Genomic DNA, 17,343 nt, shown 5'->3' on the forward strand with positions numbered 1-17,343 from the left:
CTTAGTTCCTGTCTGCCAGGCTGCCACGGGCGGCGAGCGCGTTGCGACGCTGCAGCTCGTCTGCAGTGCGACGTGCCACCGATTCGCTGGATTCACCGGGTTGCTGGTGGATGGTGATGTTGTTGGTCTGTTGCTGCTGCACGGTGGTCGGTGCACGCATCGTGGGCGAGGGCATGTCCGGCGCACGGCGTCCCTGCGCGCCGCTCAGCTCGGCCATGCGGCGGTTCAGGCCATCGTTGTCGTTGGTGCCGACCGCGTACGCCACGCGTGCCATGTCACCGATGCCACCACCACCGCGCGCCTTCATGCCGCTGTAGATGTTGGCGGCGCCCACCGCGGTCTGCAGCCCGCCCTCGGCGACCTCCAGCGCTTTGTCCTTGGCAGCCCCTACGCCACCACCAAGCTTGTCCATGAACCAGCCGACGCCTTCGATGACTGGCTTGAGCTTTTCCAGGATGCGGTCGAACGCTGCGGTTGCCTTCTGGCTGATCGACTCCCAGATGTTGCCAAGGGTCTCGTTGATGAAGCCGGCGACGGTGCCGAGCATCTCGCCCAGCCACACCACCGCCCCCACCACGCCGCCAATGACCTGGATCACCAGCCGGAAGTTGGTCAGCAGCGCCTCACCCACCAGCGAGCCGATCTGGGCGACGCGTGACAATTCATTGCCGGTGTACTGCGCCGGTTCCAGCATCTTCGACAGCCAGTCCCAGGCCTGGCCGATCAGCCCGCTCATGACTTCCCAGGCGGGGCGCAGTGGTTCAACCGCGCGCATCAGTTCACCCATCGCCGCGGTGCCTGCACCACTCAGGCCTTCCCATACGCCGCCCAGGAATGCCTTGATCGGTTCCCAGTACTTGCGCACCAGCAGGGCGCCGGCGGTGATGGCGGCGACCGCAACGGCGATGGGGCCACCGCCGATGGCACCCACGGCAGTGGCGACGATGCGGAAGCCCGATGCCAGGCGCATGGCCATCGGCCCGAAGCGCCCCAGCTGTGCCAGCAGGCTGCCGCCACGGAACAGCTCGAAGGCCTTCTGCACGCCCAGGATCGGGCCCTGCAGGAACGTCCAGGCGTAGCGTGCGCCGAGCACCGCCGTGCGCATGCCCAGCATGCCGACCACGATCTGCGTGGTGTTGGCGATCAGCTTCGGGTTTTCCTGCACGAACGAGGTGACCCCGTTCAGCAGTTCGGTCAGCTTGACCGCGGCCTCGCCCACCGCCGGCAGCAGCGCCGCACCGAACGCCTTGGACAGGTTGTCCACGGCGATCTTCGCGCCTTCGATCTTCTGCGGATCGGTCTGCATCGCATCGGCATAGGCGGCATCGGTGGTACCCGCCGATCCGTTCAGTGCCTTGTCGCGGACGCGGATGTAGGTATCCCAGTTCTCGATCATCGGCTGGACGAAGTCCTTCGCCTGCGCATCGCTGAACAGGGTGCCGATCTTCTTCTGGTCGCCCGCTGTGGCCTTGATGATCCCCTGCATCGCGGCATCGAAGGGATTGCCACCACTCGTCTGTGCCTCGCCGATGATCTTGCGCAGATCCAGGTTCAGGCTCTTCTTGGCCTTCGCCTGCAGGTCCGGGGACAGTACGGCCGACATGAAACTCTTCATGTTGCTGGCGGCCTTGTCGGCACCGCCGGCCGAATCCAGCGTGGCCTCAAGTGCCGCACCCAGCGTGGCGGCCGCTGACGTGCCCTGCAGCTTCATCGCTTCGAACGACGAGCCCAGTGTGGGCAGCACCTCGGCCATGTCCTTCAGGCCCAGGCTGCCCTGCTGGCTGTTCACCACCAGCACGTCCAGCGCGCTCTGCATGCGCGAGGGATCGATGTCGAACGAGCGCTGCAGGCTGGCGGCCGCCTTGGCAACGTCATCGATGCTGGCACCGGTGACGGTGGTGGTCCGTCCAACGGCGCCGAGGCTGGCCTGCGCGGACTGTGCATCCATGCCGGCCGCGACCATCAGCTTGATCGACCGCTGCAGATCGTCGGCGCCCTGGTTGGTTGCGCGCGACTGCTGCAGGATCGCCTGGCCGAGCGCACTCACCTGCGCGCGGCTGAGGTTGGCTGCCACGCCGATCTGCTGGTTCTGGCGGGCGAAGCCGGAGGCGTTCTCGACCGGCTTGGCCAGTGCGGTGACGGCGGTGCCGAGTGTGCCGCGCGCTGCCTTGAACGAGGCGCCGAGTTTCTCGCGCTTCTCCAGGTTGGCAGTGCGCTTGGCTTCGACGCGCTCCAGCGCTTCCTGTGAGGCGCGCAGCGCATCGGCCTGCGCGCGCATGCGGGTGTAGGCGGCGCCCGACTTCTTCATCGCGGCAAGCTTGAGCTCCAGCTTGCCGGCTTCATCGCCGAGGCGCTTCACGCCATCATTGGCGAAGGACAATGCGTCCTTCAGCGATTTGGACACCGAGCCGCCGATCGTGATCGTTGTCGTTTGAACGTTATTGGCCATGTACCGGCAACCCCTGAATCCACCAGATGAACTTCGACACCCGCAGCGTCATGATCTCGCGCAGGCCCCAGCCGGTATGACCGGCCAGGGCGAGCACTCCCTGCCTGATCTGCGGCAGGGTCAGGTGGTAAAAAGCGCCACGCCTGCCTGCAGTCGGGCGTAGTCGCGCAGCGGCATCTTGCGCACGTCGTCCGGCGAGATCTCGCACAGGTTGGCGATCATCCGTACCTCGCGCTGTGCATCACTGCCCTTGTCGTCCTGGTAGCGCTCCATGTCTTCCACGGTCGGTTCGCGCATGCGCAGCACGGCGGTTTCCATGCCGTTGACCTGGCGCGGACGGGTGAGGGTGATCTCGGCAAAGCCATCGCGCTCGATGACGGTGTCGGTGGGGGTCTTGGTCTTGCTGGACATGAAAGCGTTCCTGGAATGCGATGCGGTGCGATGGATGCGGGGGCGCGAGGCGCCCCCGTGTTTCTCGGTGCGGTGCCGGCTCAGATGCCCAGCGCGCCGCGGATGCCGGCCAGCACGTCCACGCCACCCTGGCGCGCGATCATGTTGACCACGTCGATCTCCTGCACGACCTGGGCACCATGGGTCAGCTTGTAGTAGCTCAGCGCCAGGTTGACCTTGATCGTGCCCTTCTCACCAACCTTGGTTTCGCCGCGGTCCAGCAGCTTCACCTTGCCGCGCATGTTGTGCACGACCTGGGTCACCTCGCCGTCGTCGCCTTCCAGCGCCTCGCGGGCGGTGAAGCCGTACTCCTTGCTTTCGATGACGTGGAACTTGCTCATGATCTCCGCGTCGTCGGAAGCGAACTCGACATCGGCGGTGAGCTTTTCATGGCCGAGCACGATCTCGGTCGGGGCGAGCATGCCGCCGGCCTGGAAGTCCTCGGTCTTCAGCGACAGCTTCGGTGCAGTGAAGGACATCACGCTGCCGGCATAGCCCTTGCCGTCGACGTAGAAGTTGAAGTTTTTGCGGATCTTGCGCGCCATGCTTAGAAGATCTCCGAGACGTAGTTGTTGTTCATGTGCATGCGGAAGGTCAGCTGCTCACCCGGGTAGGTCGGCGTGAAGTCGAAGTCCCAGAAGAAGCGGCCCTGGGCCACGCTGTCCGCTGCGTTCAGTTCCGGGTCGATCCAGCAGTTGCCGCCGAGGATCGCGCCCTGGGTCTTCAGGCCGCGCAGGAAGGCGTTGACGCCCTCGCGCACGTCGTCGACGTAGGTCTTGCTGATGCCGCGATCGACGGCCCACAGATGGGCAGCCTCGAGGCTGTCGGCAATGATGTCGGCAGTGCGCACCACGCACAGGAACTGCCACTTCTGGTCGCTGCTGGCGGTACGGTTGCCCCACAGGCGGAAGCCACCTTCGCGGATGATGGTCGCCACGTTCGACTGGTTCAGCAGGTTGGCGCGGCTGGTCGCGTCGGACAGGCCGAAGTCGATCGCACGCGCGGTACCGACCACGCCGTTGAGTTCCAGGTTCGACGGCGATGCCCACCAGCCGCGTTCGTTGTCGCTGCGGGCGATGGCGCCGGCCACGGCACCGGAGGCGTAGCGGGTGACGATGGCATCACCGGACTGCACCAGCAGCGCCGGGTCGACCACGTAGACGCGCTTGGAGCCGGTCAGGGCGGTGGTGCTCTTGGCAGCGTCGTCGGTGCTGTTCGGGCCATCCTTGATGATCACCGCGCGCAGCTTGTCGGCGATGCCGAGCAGTTCCGCTACGACCGGGTTGGCCAGCAGTTCGGTGTCGCGCTTTTCGTGGGTGTGGGTGAAGCCCGGCACCGCCAGGATGCGTGGCTTGATGCCCACGACCGACTTTGCCGCCAGCAGTGCATGCACGCCGGTGTAGGCACCGGTCTGCGCGTTCACGCCGCCCAGCACGTTGGCCAGGGTGTCGTTCTCGGTGGCGCCCTTCTCGACGCGGACAACGACGACGACCGCGTTGGACTGGTCGAAGATGGCGTCGAGCTGGCCCGGGAGGGTGCCCTCATCGACTTCGGTGGCGGTGCCGGCGAGCAGTTTGGCTGCCTGCGAACGCGAGGTCACCAGGACCGGGGTGTTGTACGGGAAGGCGATCTTGTCGGCGCGGGGCGCGGTGCCCACGATGCCGATGACGCTGGTCGAGGCAACAGCGATCGAGCGGGAACCACCATCGATGTTGACGACCTGCACGCCATGCAGAAATTCGGCCATGCGTTGTTTTTTCCTTGGTTGGGTGGGTGCTGCGGTCGCGATCTGCGCCGCATGGGTACATGTTCGTATCTGGCCGCGGCTGGCTTAATTGCAGCCGTGGCCCGATGTCACGGCTGCGGCGGCGTGCCCGCTTCGGGATCGGGCGCACTCACCCTTGCCCAGGCGGCGCTGGCTTCATCGAAGGTGACCGGATAGCTGCGATCGCCGGGTGGTGCCAGGTCGGTGACCGTGGACGGCAGCGCCACGCCGCGGGGCAGGGGAGCGGCGAAGCTGGCATCGTGCTTGTTCCACAGGGGGCGCGTGCTGTAGTCCGGCAGCAGCGTCCATTCGCGGCGGCTGGCATTCCACGCGTTGTACTGCGCGGTGGTGCCATCCAGCTTGAACGGTTCGGACAGGGTCACGTCCTTGGGCAACGGCTCGCCCAGCGCGAGGCGATTGGGTACTGCCATCGCGGTGCGCGTGTCCCACAGCATGCAGTTGCGGAAATCGGCCACCAGTTCCCAGCGTGAGCCATCCTCGGCCAGGCGCAGTGACTGGTATTCGCCTGCGGCCTGGCGGGGGGCGACGTCCACAGTGAAGTCAGGCAGGTTCCATGCGCCATCGGGCGAGGGTTGCAGACGGACCTTGCCCATGTAGGCACGGGTGTGGGGATCGTAGGAGTGCGCGAAGCGCGGTTCAGTAGGCAAGGTCATGTCCTCAGTACGCGATGCAATAGATCATCCGCAGGCCCGCCGGCAGGTTGCGGTCGCCACCGGCGGCCTCCACCACGATGGCGTGGCTGTGTGCACCGGCGTCCGCCGCCGAGGCGGCATGGCCGTGGTCGCCGACCTGGGCGATGGAAATGGTGTGCGAGTGACCACCGGCGCCGTTCATGCCGATGTTGTGACCATGGCCACCCGCGCCGTCGGTGGTGAAGCTGTGGGCGTGGCCACCGGCAGGGCTGGTGTTCGGCCAAGGATTGTCATAGTCGATGTTGCCGCGGGAGCCCATGTGGTTCCCGTAGTCGGCACCCCATGGATAGGCGGCCCCAACTTCCGCATAGGCGGTGAGATGCTGGTGGTCGCCCACCCAGGAGGTTCCGCCGGTGTGCGCGTGATGGCCCTGCGAGTCGGTCCATGCACCGTGCGCGTGATCGCCGACCGCGCTTGCGCTGGCGCCATGCGAGTGCGCGCCACCTGCGCCCACGGAAATGGCATGGCTGTGGTTGCCTGCCGTTGCCGCGCTTGCGCTGTGGGCATGGCGGATCACTTCACCCTGGGTGAAGCTTCCGACCGCGTCCGGGTTCAGCGTGTGCGTGACCACCGTGCCTTCCTGCATGGCCGGCAGGTTGAAGGTGGCTGCGCCATCGCCGGCGCCATAGCGGGTGCCGATAGCGGCGAACAGGGCCGGATAGCTGGCACGCGGAACAGCGGCGCCATTGCACAGCAGCATGCCGTTGGGCGCGGTGGCACCGGCGAACAGGATGACCTGGCCGGGAACGTGCACGCTGGACGGCACGCCGGTCATGTTGCGCCAATCCAGGTAGTGCGTGCCATGACGGCCATCGAGCAGGTCCGCGTCCAGTCCCTTGTCGGCGCCTTCATCCTTCAGCGCCGCTGATTTCAGGCCCAGCGCGGAACGGAATGCGGCATCGGTAGCGATCGACAGCAGCGTGCGCACGAACTGGGTGGGGGCGCTGGCACCGAATCGCTTGTCGATGAAGGCACGCAGGCCACGCGGCGTTACCGCACGCTGGGTGTCTGCGCCATCTTCGGTCTCGGTCGTAGTGGCCAGCTCGACCACACCCTGCACCTCGGTGGTGGAGGGAGGGTAGATGAACTCGGCATTGCCGAATTCGATCAGCGCGGTATCGACTTCACTGAAGCGGGTATCGGTGGAGAGCAGCAGCATCGAGGCTGCGGTCTTCTCCATGATGGGATCGGCCTGGCCGAATGTGGCGAACAGCGTGCCGTCGCCCAGGTACAGGCCGAAGCCACGCAGGCTGTAGGCGGTGGCGCTGTCGTCGCGGATCGTGACGTGCAGCGTGTCATCGCCCACTGCCTTGCCGCCGAATGTCGAGACACGCTTGATCTCGCCGGGTAGCGTGGTCAGCCCCGCCGACGGCGTGAATGCCGTGGAGGTCAGGCCGATCTCGGTGATCAGCACGGCACTGGTGCCGGTATTGGGTGGGTTGACCAGCCTGGCGAAGCCGGCGTCGGTGATTTTCAAGCGCATGCGGGGTTTACTCTCCGATCAGTTGGATACGGCGGAAGGTGGTGCCCTGGGCACCGGCGAGCGCACCGATACCGGCGTTGGCCTGCATGCCCTGGGTGAAGGTGAAGTGCGATCGCACCGGCTTGGTCCGGCTGATCTCGCCGATCACGTCGTCGACGAACTTGGCAGTGGCGGTCTCGCCGCCCTGGTTGGCAATGGTCATCACCGCTTCGAAGGTGTGCGGTGCGCCTTGCGGCTGCATCTCCCACCATTCGCGGATCAGGATCGAGCCACCAAAAGCGGCGACCACGTCGCGCACGCTGCCCCAGGTACCCTTGCGGCGCTGGATGGCGATCGCGGTACGCACGCGCGCACGCTTCACCGTCTCCGGCCAGTAGGCCTTCCATTCGTCCACGGACAAGGCCCAGGCCAGCCAGGGCAGCAGGGTGGCCGGACAGCGGTCGGCGTCCCACAGCGCGGTGATGTCCACCGGCAATGGGCGGGTGACCGCAGCGCGGGCCAGGGCCCGCTCCGCGTGGGTGGCGTTGGGCGGCAGCAGGGTGCCTGCCATCGGCACCCTGATCAGCGCATCGCCGTCGATGATCGAGCCGGGAGCGGGTGCCTGGCTGAGCGTGATCACGTTGTTGAGCACGCTGTAATCAATCACGCCCACAGGCTGGGGCATGGTGCGGATGTAGCTGGTTGCTTCGCGGCCTTCCTCCACCTGCACGCCCCAGAGATGGATGCGGCTGTCCGGCCTCAGGCCGGTGTTTCCGGCTGCCCGTCGATCCAGCACGATACTCACGCCCCGGCGGGCGTCATCTGCGGTTGCGGCATAGGTGTAGCTGTAGCGCTTCCACTCGGTGCTCACCTGCAGACGTGTCCTGCCTGCGCCGGTGGTGCGCATGCCGAGGTCGATGGCACATGGCTCGGTTGCGCGCAGCCAGATGCTGAGGGTACGCACGGCACCATCGGGAAACGCGCTTCCATCCTCGTCCACCAGACCGGTGAAGTTCTGATTCGGTCCCCCGATCGCATCGGAGACAGGAAAGGAGCAGGCACTGGAACTGCCATCTGGAGCGGGGTGATTGAACGACAGGTTCGCTGGCTTGGTGTAGAAGCCCTTCCACCAGGTGTTACTGAACGCTGCCGAGAAGCGCTGCAGGTTGCGCCGCAGCGTATCCGACAGCTTCAGCCGCCCCTGCCAATCGGTGCGGTACACCCCCTGCAGGGTGGACAGTGCGCCACCCGGATGGCGGAACTGCAGGTTGTGGCCATCGACCGCGCCGCGCAGGCGCGCATTGATCAGGCGAGTGGTGGAGTCACTCATCGTTGCCGCCATGGGTCAGGGTCACGGCAGTGCAGTAGGTGGCCTGTGTACGGTCGACCACCACGTCCGCTGCCGGGCTGGAAATCTCCACGCGCTGCACACCCTCGGCATGCAGTGCGGCGAACAGGCCCGAGCGGGTGACATCGCGGCCGAGCCGATGCGATTCGGCGATGTAGCGGTCCAGGCGTGTGTGCGCTTCCGCCAGCACGACCTGCGAGTCTGGACCGGCAAAGGTAAACAGCGTGGCGCTGACCGAGAAGTTGACGATTGCCGCGGTACGCACCAGGACATGATCGGTCAGCGGTCGCACATCATCCGCGCTCAGTTTTGCTTCTACGACGTCGAGCAGGCCCTGGGTGGCGGTTCCATCCGCCTCGCGCGACAGCACCGACACCACCACTTCGCCCGGTGCGGGGCTGGTGGCACTCGCATCCAGTACCCGCGAGTCGGCGCTCAGCGCATGGAATACATAGGCACCTTCCGGCCCTGCCACGCTGAATCCTTCCGGGCCCAGCTGGATGCGGCGGCGGAAGTCCTCATCGCTTTCATATCGAGGAGGAATGCCCTGCTGCGGCTTGCCCGGGTCGAGCACCTGACGGACGATGCCGAAGATCGCGGCCAGCTGGTCGAGGTCGCTGCCAACCGCATAGGCCAACATCACGCCACGCGCGGCATCATTGACACGCTGGCGATCGAGCAGGCGCAGGTAGGTGCAGACCTCCAGGATCTTGAAGGCCGGGTCCGACGGCAGCAGCGCGTCGAAGGTGGGATCCAGGGCCTGCAGCGCGGTCAGCGATTCATCGAACATGGCTTCGAAATCGAGCACTTCGATGACCGCCGGGGCAGGCAGCTGGGACAGATTGACACTGGTGAACGAGCCGGATGCCACGGTTAGCGAACCTCGATTCCTTCGATGGTGATGGCCTCGCCGTCCGGCAGGTGGATCCCGGTCACTGCCAGGATCATCACGCCGGGGGCGGGGAGGGAGACGTCGACGTTCTCGACGTGGAGACGCGGTTCCCATCGCGCGAGCGCGTCGACGGTGGCCGCGATCAGGTCCATGCGCAGCGAGCGGTTGGTCGGCGCATCGATCAGTTCGAACACGCGCGAGCCGTATTCGCGGCGCAGTACGCGGGAGCCAAGGGGCGTGGTGAGAATGTCACGCACGGACTGGTGCAGATGGGCGAGCCCATCCAGTGATTTGCCGGTGTTGGCGTCGATTCCTCGCATGGCCTCTATCGTCGTGGAGTGCGGGTTTTCAGGGCATTGCAGGCGTGGCCGCTCAGGCCTGGGCCGGCGTGGTCGGGGCGGTTGGGCCCTGTGCGGTGTGCGTGTGTGCCTTCAGGCCGATGGCACCGGCCTTGATCTCGCCGGGTGTGCTGATGTCCTTGCCGGCGCTGATCGCACCGGTGACATCCAGGTTGCCGGTCGCCTTGATCGACGGCGTATCGAGCACGATCGATTCGCTGGCGATCACCTGCGCATTCGCGCAGGTGACGATGACCTTGCCGCTGCCGACATGGACGTTGAGCGTGGTGGTTTCCTGGTCGTACTCGACGCTGCTGCCGTCGGCGAACGCGGTGCGTTGCCGCAGGCGCGAGTTGGCCGGCGGCGGAAAGCGGTCCTGGTACAGGCTGCCGAGTACCAGCGCCTGGCCGGGGTCGCCATAGGGGCACGCCAGCACGACCTGCTCGCCGGGTTCGGGTGCGCACCAGCTGCGTACGCCCGGTCCCGCCCGGCGTTCCAGCCAGGGAATCCAGTCGGTGAGCATGCCATCGGCATCCACGCGCACGCGGCTGCCCGCTTCGTCCAGCTCGCGCACCACGCCGATCATCAGCAGGTTGCCGATCAAGCGTGCGTGTTCGGCGCTCATGGCGCGCGCTCCGGCAGCGGCTGGTAGCGTGCCTCATGGGCACGGCCGATCTCTGGCGCGAAGCTGTAGGACGCTTGCGGCACCACGCCTCCCACCTCTTCCCAGGCGTTGTCGCCCAGCGCGACCGGCAGTGACCATTCGACGACCCAGCTGCGCAGGCCGGCCTGTGCGGTTGCGGCGTCTTCGGGCAGGGCGGCGATCACGTCGATTGCGCCGCTGCAGGCACCATGGAAGCGGCCGAGCTGGTGCAGCCAGGTGGCCAGTGCAATGGCGGCATTGCGTAGTTGCAGCGCGCCAGCGGTACTGCCCGCTGCTACGACGACGCGTGCTTCGAAACGCAGTACGGCCTGCAGCAGACCAGTGCCGTCGTTGCCTTCGCGGGCGCGGTCACAGCGGGTCATTTCCAGCAGGCAGGCCGGCGTGGGCATGCCTTCGGTGCCGGCGTCGCGATAGAACTGGACGGTTGCGAAGTCCGGAAAGCGTGCGCGGATGGCGCTTTCGATGGCGCCGTGGAGCGTGTCGAGTGTCGGAGAGGGGGAGTCAGTCGCCATGTCAGCTCATGCGGTGAATGAAGAATGGGTGTGGCCCGTGTGGCGCACGCGGTCGGCAGCCAGTGTTGCCATCACCGGAAGGGCGCGGCATTGCAGGCGTGGCCGCCCGCACCGGAATCAGAAGGCAGGCGTTGCGTCGTGGCGGTTGCCGGTGGCGATCTCACAACCCGGAGGTGTCACCGGTGCCGAGCCGTTGAGGGTGATGCCGCGTTGGCTGCCGAGGCTGCACAGCAGCGCGCGCAGCTGGTCGGCCAGCGCGTGGTACTGCTGTGCGACTGCAACGTGATTGCGCAGCAGTGCATCATCAGTAGCTGCCTGCAGGTCTGGCAGCTCGTCCGGCGCACGCAACTGCGCCGGTGCGATGCTGAGATCAACGAGGCAGGGCGCGGCCGGTGTTGGCTTCGCGCCAGATGCGCACGAACTCAGCATCAGCGTCGCCGCGATCACGGCCAGGCGTCTTGGCATGGGTCTCGATGTCCTGTTGCAGGGTGTTGAACTGCCGGGTGCGCTGGGCCTGCGTGGCCAAGCGCTGCGATTCGGCCCGAGCACCGGCGCGGGCGTTGGCGAGGTCCCGCTGATGGGCGGCCTGCGCCGTATCAGCGCGCGATGCCTGCTGTGCGGCCTGGGCGCTGGTAACGGCAAGGTCTGCGCTGCGGTCCCGTAGCGTCCACCCCAGCCAGGCGCAGCCTGCGTGACTTCCGGCTAGGACCAGCAGGCCGATTCGGAACCGCAGGGCGAGGGGCGTCATTGCAGGGCTCCGCCGGCGGCGCGGTAGGCCACGCGCAGTGTTTCCAGCGCATGTTCCTTCTGCCCATAGCCGGCACCGGGCAGCGACGCCCAGATGCGCCGGGCCGCGGTGACGGCGGCATCGAAGCGTCCCAGCCGGATCAGCTCGTAGGCACCGCACTGTTTCAGCAGGGCGACTGCTGCACGGTCCTGCGAGACGGGGCCGAAATCGGGCAGGCCGAGTCGCGCGCGCAGGTCGTCCCAGGTGCTGCGAAGAAACTGGTAGCGGCCGGCGGCGCTGGATTTGATGCCATAGCGTGGCAGCGACACCAGCACGCGGGGATGGTCGCGGTAGTCGTTGAACAGCTGGCCTCCGACAATCACGTCGTAGCCACGGTCACGCGACCGCTGGCTGGGGATGTCGGTGCCTTCGGACACGGCCAGCATGTCGAGGAATGCGGCGACATTGGCGCCGCCGAGGGCGCTGGCTGCGGCGGCGGTCATGCGGCGGCTCCCGGCTGCTTGCGCACCAGCGCGAGCAGCGCGTCTATCTGCACGCTCTGCTGGGCAACCTGCGCACGCAGGGCGCTGACTTCGCCGCGCAGCTGCCCGATTTCCTGTGCCATTGCCTCGCGTTCGTGCATCAGGCCGTCGGCGCGGGTGCGCTCGGCGGCGAGCTGTTCCTGCAGGGTGCGCAGGGTATTGCTGGTGGCTTCGTCGGCGGTACGGTCGACCTTGGCCGACGACAGCCATTGACGCAGCCACAGCGATACCGCGATCAGCACGCCCGAGGTTCCCCCCAGGTACTTGGCCCAGTCCGGTACACCGGCCAGCAGGTCGCTTTCGTTCATGCGCGCGCGTACCCCTTGAGCAGGGCCGGATGAACCGCCGGCGGTGGTGCGGAGCGGGCTCCGCGCAGGGCGCGCTTGATGGTGGTCTGCGAGACGCCGAACTCACGTGCCACGTGTTCGCGCGGCATGCCACTGGCGATGGCATGCGCGATCCGCTCGCGACGTTCGTGCGCGCCGGCGGCGAAGCAGGACGCCAGGAACAGCAGTTCGCCACCGAAGTGCGTGACCAGCCGCTGGGCAACGTCGTGGCCGAGGATGTCGATCAGGCGATGCTGGTCGGGCAGGGTGGAGGGAACGTAGACGATGACGCGATGGCGGCCGGTGGTGCTGGAGGTGGTCGGCGGCCATGCGCGTACCAGCGTGAGGGCTGCGGATTCGCCGATGACCTCGGCCAGGGTCTGGATGCTGTCGGGCAGGGCGTTCATGAAAGGTGTCGTCAGTGGCATTGATCTCCACTGTTGCCATCCCGTCCCTTTGGTCAACACCTTTCATCTACTTTCGGTTGTGTGTGCTGAAGACATTCATCGGCGCCGCGAGGACGGGTGAGGAGTGCTGCAGGGCGCGGTGTGATGCCTTGCAACCGCTGGCTGTTGCCACCGATGTTTTCCCCTCCTTTCGTACTCGTGGTCCTCACAAGGCGGAAGGAAGAGCAGATCAAGGAGATGCGGCAGGTACAGGGTGAGGACGACGCCCCGTGGGCCGTCCTCATGCAGGCGAGCGGGCCCTGAAACGAAAAAGCCCCGGACGATGCCGGGGCTTCAGGACTGCAGGTGGGGCTGGATCAAAGGTCGAACACCAGGTTGCCGCCGGTCTTGCGCGGGATGTAGCCCGCGTCGCGCAGCCAGCGGGCGGCATTGACCTGGTCCATGCGCTTGACCGGGAAGCGGTTGGCGAACATCAGGAATCGCGCGACGGTGATCGACTCGCCCTTGCCCTTCAAGGCAGCGAGGGTTTCGGTGAACCACGGCGCGGGCGGCTGCTGGCTGCCGGGGCGTGCGGCGGTCCGTGCCTGCCTGGCGCTGCCGGCGTCGCCCTGGGCGTTGGCCTGCGAGCACAGCGAGATGAAGATCGCGTCCAGGCTCACGGTGTCCTTGCTGCCCTTGGGCTGGGACTTGAACAACTCGATGGCCTTCAGGCGCGTCGACGTGAACTGTTCGACCTCCATGGCATTTCCTCTTTGCGAACGGGGTTGGGGATGCAGGGTGACGACAGGTGTCGTCGGTGATGGGGGACGACCTTACATCATTTTCGCCGACGATGGGTCGGAACCTGCGGGCGGGACAGGGCACGCGGCAGGGCAACACGGCCTTGCACAAGGCTCAGATCACGCCGCGCGACAGCAGCTGATCCAGCGTCCTGCGTACCAGGTCGGCCTGGGTACCGTCGTTGTTCACCTCGATGTCGACCAGGTCATCAGGCAGTGGCTGCTCGCTGTCATGGCCGCCATGGCCGGGACGGCTGACGCGGATCACGACACCGCCACGGCGGCGGATCGCGTGGGCTTCATTGGCGAAGCGGACGTCGGGTACCAGTCCGCCCGCAGGCAGGCGGGCAAACAGCGAGCGTACCCACAGCTCGGGATGGACGCGATCACGCCCCCATTCGGTACCAGCGGTCTGCATCAGGTGGCGCGGAGTGAATTCGGCCAGCCAGTCGATGGCTTCCTCCTTGCGGCCGTCCAGTTCACGCAGGGACAGCCCAAGAAGAGAGGCGACAAACTGCCGAAGCGGGGCGGCGAAGCTGTCGCAGGGCAGCACCAGCGCCGAGGCCAGCCCGTTGGCGAGGGTGTCCTTGCCCGCACGCTTGCCGCCGGCGATGCCGATGTAGAGCGGAGGACGCGCCTGCGGCGCCGCCCGCAGCGCGATGCTGCCCAGAGCGGGGCTGGCGCGGAACGCAGCCAGCGTGTCGGCAATCATGCGATGGCCGCTGTCGAGGGAGGCGGGAATCATGCGGAATCTACTCCTGGAGGAATTCGGCAGTGCGGGCGGGTCAGGAATCGCGACCGGCCGTGCTGCGCGCGCGCAGGATGCGCTGGGTGATGCGGCCACCGCGCGCAGCCGCTGCGATCGGGTCGAAGCACAACATGGCGGAACGTGTACGGCGGCCAGCTGCGAGGTGATCGCGGATGGTGCGTTCCGAAAGCACCGGCACCCGCTGATGGATCTGCTGCACGGTCAGCTGCTCATCTTCAAAAGCGTGCAGTCGGGGACGGGGCATGGCGGAAGCGCTCCTGGAAGGCGGCGGGGCCGATACAGGCATCTTGCCTTTGTGGACTGTTCCAGTCAACACCTTTCATCTACTTGCATCCTGGTCAGGGGCAAGGCGTCAGCTGTCGCGGTCGATCCGTGCACGCTCACGGGCAGGTGGCATCAGAACGGACCCGCCGAGTGCCCTGGGAGGTTGAGCTTTCGCGGTGGCATCAACCAGACCTTGGCCCGCTCCTTGCCGACCACTTTCGTGCGCACATCATGTCGCTTGACCACATAGGCGGCGGCCTCGTTGACCTCGCGGCGGTTCGGCTTGTCGATGCCCACCGCGATGACGATCTCGGTGGCACGGTACTGTGCGCTCCACTGTGCAGTGGGGATGGACCAGTCGAAGTGGCGGTCGATCAGTTCGGCGATCGGCGAGATCGGTTCGTGCTCGCTGTTGGTGGCGTTCAGCGCATCCAGTTCCTCGCTGGACAGATGCCAGGTCTCGCCGTCGCAGTAGAGCGCATGGGCCTCGGCCCACACCTGCTGCATGTCGATCCGTGCCGGTTCGCCCAGGCCCACGGCATGTATGGTCCACCAGCGGGTGTTGCCGGTGGCGTCGCGCAGGAAGCGCTCGTCATTGACACTGGCGAACAGGATGGTGCGTCGCGCATAGCGGGATTCCGTGCGCGCATACGGGCGGCGGATCTCATCGTGGCTGCGCGAGATGAACGACTTCAGCGCAGCGATGTCGGTGCGACGGAACGTGGCGTCGACTTCGCCCAGTTCCACGATCCACTTGGAGATGACCTGTTTGACGCTGTCCTTGTTGGCTGGATCGAGCACTACGCCATCGGCGATCAACTGCAGCTCGGCCGGTGCCAGCTGCCGTGCCCAGCGCGTCTTGCCCAGGTTCTGCTTCGAAACGAAGGTCAGTACACCACGCGCCACCACGCCGTCCGGCTCAAACGCCGCGGCCACGCCGGAGATCAGCCAGCGCCGCATCAGCACTTCCTTCAGGATGCGGCCGTCGGCCATGCGCGTGGGTTGGGCTTCCTGCACGGTGTCGAAGAACGCCTGCAGGCGGGACTGGCCATCCCAGGGCCGTGAGCTGATCCAGCTGGCGACAGGATTGTACGGATTGGCCTCGGCGACCTGGCACAGGTTGGTCTCGAAGCTGGCGATGGCCATGCCGGCGCGGTGCATGCAGTCCATCACTTCGCCGGCGGCCACCTCCTTGGCGTTGTCGACCGTGCTCTGCAGCCCCGGGACCAGGATCTCCAGATCCTTGCGGATGACGTTGTAGCGCACGGTGACGCCGGTGCGCCGGCACAGCTCGGCCAGATTGCGCGCGGTCGGCAACGGCCGGCCACGCGCGCTGGTATCGGGAAACGGGGTAAAGGCATCGAATGCGGACAGGTTGCCGGGTACCTGGTAGCGCGCGTTGGACGGCGATGGCGCGTCCTCCTCCCCAGTGCCTTCTTCGGTTGTGGCAGGCGGCAGAGGGAACAGTTGGGTGCGTACTGCCTCCAGTCCTTCGCGCAGGTGCAGATCGTTGAAGTCGGTCGGGCGGTCATCGTCGCCGTGCAGCGTGGTGAACTCGGGCCACACCACGCGTGCATCGATCTCCGCGGCGGCGCGCGTGGCGTGGGTGACACCGGGATTGTCCAGCGGCTGCCGGGTCCATTGGTCGTTGTCGGCACAGATGACGAAGGAGCCATCGGGAACCGCGCTGCGCCAGGCACGGGCGACCGCCGCGAGGTTGCCGGCGTCCCATGCCACCACCGCGCAGCCGCCCGTGGCCTGGTGGATCGATGCCGCCGTGGCATAGCCCTCGGCGATGGCGATCGGCTCGCCAGAAAGCGGCTTGCCGATGACGTGGAAGCAGCCCTGCTTGCGGCCTCCGCAGAGAAAGTCCTTGTCGCGGCCGAGTGCCGGGTCCGCGCGCGGAAAGATCGCCTGCAGCGAGACGATCCGGCCCGCGGCGTTCATCACCGGCACCAGCAGGGCATTGTCGATGTAGCGGAAGACCAGGCCGTCGCTGTTGCGCACGGGCCATGCCGCCACACGCAGCCCATGTGCGTGGATGCCCTTGCGCACCAGGTAGGGATGGTGCGCGTCTGCAGGAAGGGCACGGTTCCACAACACGTTGGCGGCCTTGGCTGCGGCCTCCTCACGTTCGCGCTGCTGCCGTTCCCGTTCGGCACGGGCGGCTTCCTGGCGTTGCCGGATCGCGCGCTGTTCGGCGGCGTTCAGCGTGGTTTCCGACTTCGCACACCATGCATGGCGGCTGCCGGTGCGCCAGCTGCCGAACTCACCGGCCGGCACGTGGTCTCCGAACAGTACGGCCCAGCCATTGCGGGTGCCACGGCGGTCGCCTTCCACATGGAAGCGCACCAGTGTGCCATCGGCGTTGAGTGCGTCGCGGCCGCGCGCATCCGGCACGATGCCGTGCGCGTGCATGGCCTGCAGGAACGCGGGAACGATGTCCTGCGCTGGGTGCGGTGTGTGCATTCGACGGGGCCCCTTGGAACGTGGATCGGTCCACAGCAGCCGATGGTGGCCAATGCGCTGTGCAATGCCTGCCGGATGCAGGCCACGCGGCGGCGGACCGACGCGGCGAGGTCAGGATGAGGTGGAAGGTGATGACCTGATCATGGTGTCGGAAAGGACTTTCTTTTGCAACACCTTCCAGTACCTTGCATCCCCGGTGCCCGATGAGGGCGATCCGTCTGCGATGGATCTGCGATGGACTTCGCAGATCGTCGCCTGCGCGACGTTGCGTCGCAGTTGGCGAGAACCGTTTTCCCGATGATGCGATCACCGTCAGAGACGGCCCTTCGTTTCAATCCACCGCCCCTCGGGGCACCCATGCACAAGGAGCCTGCATGCCTGAAATCCATTGCAACTGCGAACGCCGATCCGATGCCGAGCCCGCGTCGTCCACTGTCGTGGCGGCGTTCTCAATCGGTGCGACCACC

At 66.5% G+C, this 17,343-nt stretch carries 20 protein-coding genes; 1 reads left to right on the forward strand and 19 read right to left on the reverse strand.

Features of this window, described 5'->3' with window-relative positions; all coding sequences use genetic code 11:
• Position 1: 1 nt before the first annotated feature.
• The 12 genes from SriyCCGPB3_RS04565 to SriyCCGPB3_RS04620 form a co-directional block, all read right to left on the reverse strand.
• Positions 2 to 2,449, reverse strand: coding sequence for a phage tail tape measure protein (locus tag SriyCCGPB3_RS04565; protein WP_110711314.1), 2,448 nt, complete (start codon positions 2,447 to 2,449; stop codon positions 2 to 4).
• Positions 2,450 to 2,569: 120 nt separating this feature from the next.
• Positions 2,570 to 2,860, reverse strand: coding sequence for a phage tail assembly protein (locus SriyCCGPB3_RS04570; protein ID WP_005412456.1), 291 nt, complete (start codon positions 2,858 to 2,860; stop codon positions 2,570 to 2,572).
• Positions 2,861 to 2,940: 80 nt separating this feature from the next.
• On the reverse strand, positions 2,941 to 3,444 hold the full coding sequence (locus SriyCCGPB3_RS04575; protein ID WP_110711318.1) for a phage major tail tube protein: 504 nt from the start codon (positions 3,442 to 3,444) through the stop codon (positions 2,941 to 2,943).
• A gap of 2 nt (positions 3,445 to 3,446) precedes the next feature.
• The gene (locus SriyCCGPB3_RS04580; protein ID WP_110711320.1) at positions 3,447 to 4,646 is read right to left on the reverse strand and encodes a phage tail sheath C-terminal domain-containing protein; all 1,200 of its coding nucleotides are present in this window, start codon (positions 4,644 to 4,646) and stop codon (positions 3,447 to 3,449) included.
• 107 nt (positions 4,647 to 4,753) lie between these two features.
• On the reverse strand, positions 4,754 to 5,338 hold the full coding sequence (locus SriyCCGPB3_RS04585; RefSeq protein WP_350259914.1) for a hypothetical protein: 585 nt from the start codon (positions 5,336 to 5,338) through the stop codon (positions 4,754 to 4,756).
• 4 nt (positions 5,339 to 5,342) lie between these two features.
• Positions 5,343 to 6,860: a tail fiber protein gene (locus SriyCCGPB3_RS04590; RefSeq protein WP_350259915.1), complete on the reverse strand. Its 1,518-nt coding sequence runs from the start codon at positions 6,858 to 6,860 to the stop codon at positions 5,343 to 5,345.
• Positions 6,861 to 6,867: 7 nt separating this feature from the next.
• Positions 6,868 to 8,169, reverse strand: coding sequence for a phage tail protein I (locus tag SriyCCGPB3_RS04595; RefSeq protein ID WP_350259916.1), 1,302 nt, complete (start codon positions 8,167 to 8,169; stop codon positions 6,868 to 6,870).
• Positions 8,162 to 9,058: a baseplate assembly protein gene (locus SriyCCGPB3_RS04600; protein ID WP_350259917.1), complete on the reverse strand. Its 897-nt coding sequence runs from the start codon at positions 9,056 to 9,058 to the stop codon at positions 8,162 to 8,164. The genes SriyCCGPB3_RS04595 and SriyCCGPB3_RS04600 overlap by 8 nt, the downstream gene beginning before the upstream one ends.
• Positions 9,059 to 9,060: 2 nt before the next feature.
• Positions 9,061 to 9,399, reverse strand: coding sequence for a GPW/gp25 family protein (locus SriyCCGPB3_RS04605; protein WP_005408332.1), 339 nt, complete (start codon positions 9,397 to 9,399; stop codon positions 9,061 to 9,063).
• A gap of 52 nt (positions 9,400 to 9,451) precedes the next feature.
• Entirely contained in the window at positions 9,452 to 10,042 is a 591-nt protein-coding gene (locus SriyCCGPB3_RS04610; RefSeq protein ID WP_153856503.1) for a phage baseplate assembly protein V, read from the reverse strand.
• Complete coding sequence (locus tag SriyCCGPB3_RS04615; protein ID WP_153856502.1) at positions 10,039 to 10,593, reverse strand: hypothetical protein; 555 nt, start codon at positions 10,591 to 10,593, stop codon at positions 10,039 to 10,041. Before SriyCCGPB3_RS04615 ends, SriyCCGPB3_RS04610 begins: the two co-directional genes overlap by 4 nt.
• Before the next feature lie 117 nt (positions 10,594 to 10,710).
• Positions 10,711 to 11,058: a hypothetical protein gene (locus SriyCCGPB3_RS04620; protein ID WP_153856501.1), complete on the reverse strand. Its 348-nt coding sequence runs from the start codon at positions 11,056 to 11,058 to the stop codon at positions 10,711 to 10,713.
• Between SriyCCGPB3_RS04620 and SriyCCGPB3_RS04625 the strand changes: the two genes are divergently transcribed.
• Positions 11,057 to 11,257, forward strand: a complete 201-nt coding sequence (locus tag SriyCCGPB3_RS04625) for a hypothetical protein (RefSeq protein ID WP_153856500.1) — start codon at positions 11,057 to 11,059, stop codon at positions 11,255 to 11,257. The genes SriyCCGPB3_RS04620 and SriyCCGPB3_RS04625 overlap by 2 nt on opposite strands.
• 80 nt (positions 11,258 to 11,337) lie before the next feature.
• Here the strand turns inward: SriyCCGPB3_RS04625 and SriyCCGPB3_RS04630 are convergent, their stop codons facing one another.
• From SriyCCGPB3_RS04630 to SriyCCGPB3_RS04660, 7 genes are all read right to left on the reverse strand, one after another.
• Entirely contained in the window at positions 11,338 to 11,823 is a 486-nt protein-coding gene (locus tag SriyCCGPB3_RS04630; RefSeq protein WP_180854069.1) for a glycoside hydrolase family 24 protein, read from the reverse strand.
• The gene (locus tag SriyCCGPB3_RS04635) at positions 11,820 to 12,170 is read right to left on the reverse strand and encodes a hypothetical protein (RefSeq protein ID WP_110711331.1); all 351 of its coding nucleotides are present in this window, start codon (positions 12,168 to 12,170) and stop codon (positions 11,820 to 11,822) included. Before SriyCCGPB3_RS04635 ends, SriyCCGPB3_RS04630 begins: the two co-directional genes overlap by 4 nt.
• A complete protein-coding gene (locus SriyCCGPB3_RS04640; protein WP_228756442.1) occupies positions 12,167 to 12,595 on the reverse strand; it encodes a Mor transcription activator family protein in 429 nt (142 codons plus the stop codon). The genes SriyCCGPB3_RS04635 and SriyCCGPB3_RS04640 overlap by 4 nt, the downstream gene beginning before the upstream one ends.
• A 356-nt stretch (positions 12,596 to 12,951) precedes the next feature.
• A complete protein-coding gene (locus tag SriyCCGPB3_RS04645) occupies positions 12,952 to 13,335 on the reverse strand; it encodes a hypothetical protein (RefSeq protein ID WP_125428585.1) in 384 nt (127 codons plus the stop codon).
• A gap of 154 nt (positions 13,336 to 13,489) precedes the next feature.
• Complete coding sequence (locus SriyCCGPB3_RS04650) at positions 13,490 to 14,119, reverse strand: hypothetical protein (RefSeq protein WP_180846504.1); 630 nt, start codon at positions 14,117 to 14,119, stop codon at positions 13,490 to 13,492.
• A gap of 40 nt (positions 14,120 to 14,159) precedes the next feature.
• Positions 14,160 to 14,387 (reverse strand): hypothetical protein, encoded by a 228-nt coding sequence (locus SriyCCGPB3_RS04655; protein ID WP_180846503.1) that lies wholly within the window; start codon positions 14,385 to 14,387, stop codon positions 14,160 to 14,162.
• 152 nt (positions 14,388 to 14,539) lie between these two features.
• The gene (locus SriyCCGPB3_RS04660) at positions 14,540 to 16,876 is read right to left on the reverse strand and encodes a VapE domain-containing protein (RefSeq protein WP_350259918.1); all 2,337 of its coding nucleotides are present in this window, start codon (positions 16,874 to 16,876) and stop codon (positions 14,540 to 14,542) included.
• Positions 16,877 to 17,343: the final 467 nt, after the last annotated feature.

Origin of the sequence: Stenotrophomonas riyadhensis (assembly GCF_040256885.1) — a bacterium.
Classification (GTDB): Bacteria; Pseudomonadota; Gammaproteobacteria; order Xanthomonadales; family Xanthomonadaceae; genus Stenotrophomonas; species Stenotrophomonas riyadhensis.

Coding starts and splice junctions, on each gene's coding strand:
- SriyCCGPB3_RS04615 (WP_153856502.1), bottom strand. CDS start 10,593: ATGGCGACTGACTCCCCCTCTCCGACACTCGACACGCTCCACGGCGCC.
- SriyCCGPB3_RS04650 (WP_180846504.1), bottom strand. CDS start 14,119: ATGATTCCCGCCTCCCTCGACAGCGGCCATCGCATGATTGCCGACACG.
- SriyCCGPB3_RS04660 (WP_350259918.1), bottom strand. CDS start 16,876: ATGCACACACCGCACCCAGCGCAGGACATCGTTCCCGCGTTCCTGCAG.
- SriyCCGPB3_RS04630 (WP_180854069.1), bottom strand. CDS start 11,823: ATGACCGCCGCCGCAGCCAGCGCCCTCGGCGGCGCCAATGTCGCCGCA.
- SriyCCGPB3_RS04640 (WP_228756442.1), bottom strand. CDS start 12,595: ATGAACGCCCTGCCCGACAGCATCCAGACCCTGGCCGAGGTCATCGGC.
- SriyCCGPB3_RS04585 (WP_350259914.1), bottom strand. CDS start 5,338: ATGACCTTGCCTACTGAACCGCGCTTCGCGCACTCCTACGATCCCCAC.
- SriyCCGPB3_RS04575 (WP_110711318.1), bottom strand. CDS start 3,444: ATGGCGCGCAAGATCCGCAAAAACTTCAACTTCTACGTCGACGGCAAG.
- SriyCCGPB3_RS04610 (WP_153856503.1), bottom strand. CDS start 10,042: ATGAGCGCCGAACACGCACGCTTGATCGGCAACCTGCTGATGATCGGC.
- SriyCCGPB3_RS04580 (WP_110711320.1), bottom strand. CDS start 4,646: ATGGCCGAATTTCTGCATGGCGTGCAGGTCGTCAACATCGATGGTGGT.
- SriyCCGPB3_RS04605 (WP_005408332.1), bottom strand. CDS start 9,399: ATGCGAGGAATCGACGCCAACACCGGCAAATCACTGGATGGGCTCGCC.
- SriyCCGPB3_RS04595 (WP_350259916.1), bottom strand. CDS start 8,169: ATGAGTGACTCCACCACTCGCCTGATCAATGCGCGCCTGCGCGGCGCG.
- SriyCCGPB3_RS04570 (WP_005412456.1), bottom strand. CDS start 2,860: ATGTCCAGCAAGACCAAGACCCCCACCGACACCGTCATCGAGCGCGAT.
- SriyCCGPB3_RS04655 (WP_180846503.1), bottom strand. CDS start 14,387: ATGCCCCGTCCCCGACTGCACGCTTTTGAAGATGAGCAGCTGACCGTG.
- SriyCCGPB3_RS04565 (WP_110711314.1), bottom strand. CDS start 2,449: ATGGCCAATAACGTTCAAACGACAACGATCACGATCGGCGGCTCGGTG.
- SriyCCGPB3_RS04590 (WP_350259915.1), bottom strand. CDS start 6,860: ATGCGCTTGAAAATCACCGACGCCGGCTTCGCCAGGCTGGTCAACCCA.
- SriyCCGPB3_RS04635 (WP_110711331.1), bottom strand. CDS start 12,170: ATGAACGAAAGCGACCTGCTGGCCGGTGTACCGGACTGGGCCAAGTAC.
- SriyCCGPB3_RS04645 (WP_125428585.1), bottom strand. CDS start 13,335: ATGGAGGTCGAACAGTTCACGTCGACGCGCCTGAAGGCCATCGAGTTG.
- SriyCCGPB3_RS04620 (WP_153856501.1), bottom strand. CDS start 11,058: ATGCCAAGACGCCTGGCCGTGATCGCGGCGACGCTGATGCTGAGTTCG.
- SriyCCGPB3_RS04625 (WP_153856500.1), top strand. CDS start 11,057: ATGGGTCTCGATGTCCTGTTGCAGGGTGTTGAACTGCCGGGTGCGCTG.